The following is a 3,178-nucleotide window of genomic DNA, read 5'->3' as shown; positions in this document are numbered from 1 at the left end:
AGCAACCCAGATAATATCATTTTGCGGCTATACAGGGCTGGACTAGTCCGGGTCGTCTGTAGATATGACGCTGCTTGCCCATAAACTGCGCGAGGAAATGGCACCACACGGGGGCGGGCTAATAGGGCGAGAGGAGCTATTAGTCCAGCTATGATGTTATCTCCAGTCAGTTAGTTCGGCCTTTGCCAGCATACTTCCCAGTGCTACTAGCCATAGCGAAAAGGCTATTCCCACGCCTAAAATCCACCAGCTTATCGTATCCTCTTGCTGGATATCCCCTATGACCATTTTGGACAATAAATAAAGAAGCCCAATCCCAGCCGCTGCCAGCAAAGAGTGTGCCACCACACGCCATCCTTTTCGTGTTAAAAGCTTGTTTAATATCATCGCGCCCTCCTTGCCCTTCTAGTGATATTATACTCCATGGATAAAATCCTGAAAAGTGGAGGAGAAAATCGGCTGGCGTTTAAAGATTGATGAGTCTGAGCATTCTGATATAATGGACGTCACTTAAGATTGCCTCCATTTATTTCAGATAGAGCATTTCGTTAGATCATTCGAAGCAGTTCTTTAAGTCATACCAGTTTGGGCATCGGCGAGGCACGATCAGTCCTCCAGAGTGATGAACCTGTTGGCGAGTTCTGTAGCAGCTGGGAGTGACTGCATCCAGAATGCTTTGTTCTCCGGGTCTCCGGCACCGAACAGGTGGTCGTACTTTATTCTATCTTCAGCGGCGGCTGGCAGGCGCTCGACCGCACGTACAGCCAACTCGCGCAATTGACGAGCATTGGCTAAGCGTGAATTAAGTGCCACATAATACAGACTGAGCTTCTCCACTTCTTTGACTTCTCTGCCCAACTCCCGCCCTGCATTTCTGAATTGGTTGAGGACGACAAGCACCCTGTCTCCAAGATTCATTGGCGGAATCTCAAACTCATTCCCGGCTGGAATACGGGTCAGAAGGTCAGCGCCCTTGGGCCGCGAAGCAATCTGCTTTTTCATCTGGACGAGGCTGGAGTCGGAACTGCCTGCCAAGACAAAGACAAACTGTGCACCTCTGGCAGCGTTAGCATCCAGGTACGGTAAAAACACTTCGTAAGGCCAGGTTTCATCGGGTTTGGCATCGACTTCATCAATCAAGCAGAGGCACGGCTTGTTTTCGGTATCTAGTTGAGCAAGATCCGCGAGAAATTCCTCGCGATTACACTTGGCTAGGTTGCACTCTTTGTAACGGATGCTCTGTGGTAGTGAAGCGGCCACCTGTTGGACGAAATAGGTCTTGCCACTCCCTGGTGCTGCCCAGACAAGGTAGTTTTCTCGCTTTCGGCTGGGACGGTCAAATCCAGCCGCGATCTGGTGCCTGATATCCTTCAACATATTGCGCACCGTTTCTTCATGTCTGGTATAGTCGCCGACAACGCGATACCGCGGTAGGACGACCAAATCCAGCGCTCCGATGAAAGACCGCGCCTCGCGTGCCACGGGATCATCCACAGCCACGGCGCGGTCCGGCGCCGCTGGCTGCCCGGATTTCACCGCTTCACCAATGGGGACTGGGTCACCAAGGAACTCAGCGATGGCGCGCAGCACTGATTCAAAATCACCCAGCCATGGAAAGTGGTATTGTCCCTCCAGAGCGACGAGGCGGGCGTCTGGTATCAAAGATGCCAGTTCTCTACCCAACCGGAAGGGCATGGCCCGGTCTCGCTGGCGATGAAGCACCAGTGTCGGGACCCGGAGATTGAGAAGCAGCTGCACCACATTAGCTTTATATGTGAGGTCTAGTATTTTGGCAGCTATCTCCGGGGTAGCACACTCGCGCTGGTACTTTGCAAAAACTTCACTGGCAGCGGCATCGGCACCAGGTATAAAAATGTCAGTTAGCACCTTTGAACCAACTCCCCAGTGAGCGCGGACCAAGGAAATGAAAGAGGCCTTGAACTCCTCCGTGGTGATTGCTTCGCCACGGGCGTAGGTACCATAGAGGATCAGGTGGCTGACACGCCGCGGATACCTGGCGGCATAGGTTACAGCAACAGGACCGCCCTCAGAGCAGCCAAGTAGTGCCAGACGCTTCAGTTTGAGATGGGCAATAACTGTTTCTAGGTCCCGAACACTCCAATCCAGTGAAAATTCTGTCCGGTTCCGGTCGGAGAGACCCGTCCCGGGCCGGTCATAGCACACCAAGGTGTGATGATGTGTTAACCTTTCCCAAAACCGGCGATATGCTGGGTCTTGCCAACCCAACTCTTGATGGCTTATCCACGCCGGTGGTGCAATCAAGGCAGGTCCCTGACCCATAGTGGAATAAGCGAGACGCGACCCATCCCTAGCGATGCAAAACCGAATCTGCCGCTCCAAACCTATAACCTCGCCCCCGGATTTCGTAAATCTATCAGTGAATCTATATTATGCCCCTGCAACCTAGCTGTCAAGCCTACCACACGCTACAAGTCCATTGACTGAGCTGAACATTGTGGCCTGCGACACCTAACAAATTGAGGTATTGTGCATCATCGACGGGCAATTTAGGATAATGCCTGTCGCTATTGACATCTGTGCAGAGCGTGGGTATGCTTGGCGGCGCAGGCCGTGACCGGGATTATTGCTAAATGCGGGTTGGAATAAAAAGCCAAGGAGTTATATTTTAATGAGAGGACTAAATATAGCGGGACTGGTCATACTAAGTTTAATTCTCTTCGTCTCCCTGATCGCATTTGGTCTGGCATTTTCGCTCAACCGGACCGCACTCAACCCCGATTTTGTGACCGCTGAAGGCGACAAGTTGGAAATAGCCCCGCTTGCCAGCCAAGCAATGAGTCAGGCATTGCCAGTGGAACTTTCGGAAGAAGGCCTTGGCTCCCTGACAGAAACAATCACCAGGCTGGAACCGCGTCTTAAGGCCGAACTTAATACCATAGTCTATTCCGTTTATGAATATCTGCATGGCGAGCGGGAGAACCCCGAGTTAGCGAATTTATTGCGGCTCACTCTCCTCAATTCGAATTCGATTGTCGCTGTCATAGATACAATGGATGGCCCGCAGCTGGTCGGTATATTCCTGGGAGAATTTGAAGAGGAAATCACGCAGGAATTTCAATTACCCGAAGAAGCATTCCCTCACCTGGTTGCCGGCATTGAGGAACTGCTGACAGACCTGGAACCGTGGCTAAAAGAG

At 51.8% G+C, this 3,178-nt stretch carries 3 protein-coding genes; 1 reads left to right on the top strand and 2 read right to left on the bottom strand.

The window, feature by feature from the left end; all coding sequences use genetic code 11:
• Nucleotides 1–156: 156 nt before the first annotated feature.
• Nucleotides 157–387: a hypothetical protein gene (locus ACETWG_11575; GenBank protein ID MFB0517225.1), complete on the bottom strand. Its 231-nt coding sequence runs from the start codon at nucleotides 385–387 to the stop codon at nucleotides 157–159.
• Nucleotides 388–606: 219 nt separating this feature from the next.
• Nucleotides 607–2,301, bottom strand: coding sequence for an alpha/beta fold hydrolase (locus tag ACETWG_11570; protein MFB0517224.1), 1,695 nt, complete (start codon nucleotides 2,299–2,301; stop codon nucleotides 607–609).
• A 349-nt stretch (nucleotides 2,302–2,650) separates the two neighbouring features.
• On the opposite strand from ACETWG_11570, the gene ACETWG_11565 reads away from it, so the two are divergent.
• Nucleotides 2,651–3,178, top strand: a 528-nt coding sequence (locus tag ACETWG_11565; protein ID MFB0517223.1) for a hypothetical protein, incomplete at its 3' end; no start/stop codon positions are given.

The sequence above is a fragment of the Candidatus Neomarinimicrobiota bacterium genome (assembly GCA_041862535.1).
Taxonomy (GTDB): Bacteria; Fidelibacterota; Marinisomatia; order SCGC-AAA003-L08; family TS1B11.
This window is presented reverse-complemented; position numbering and strand designations above follow the sequence as displayed.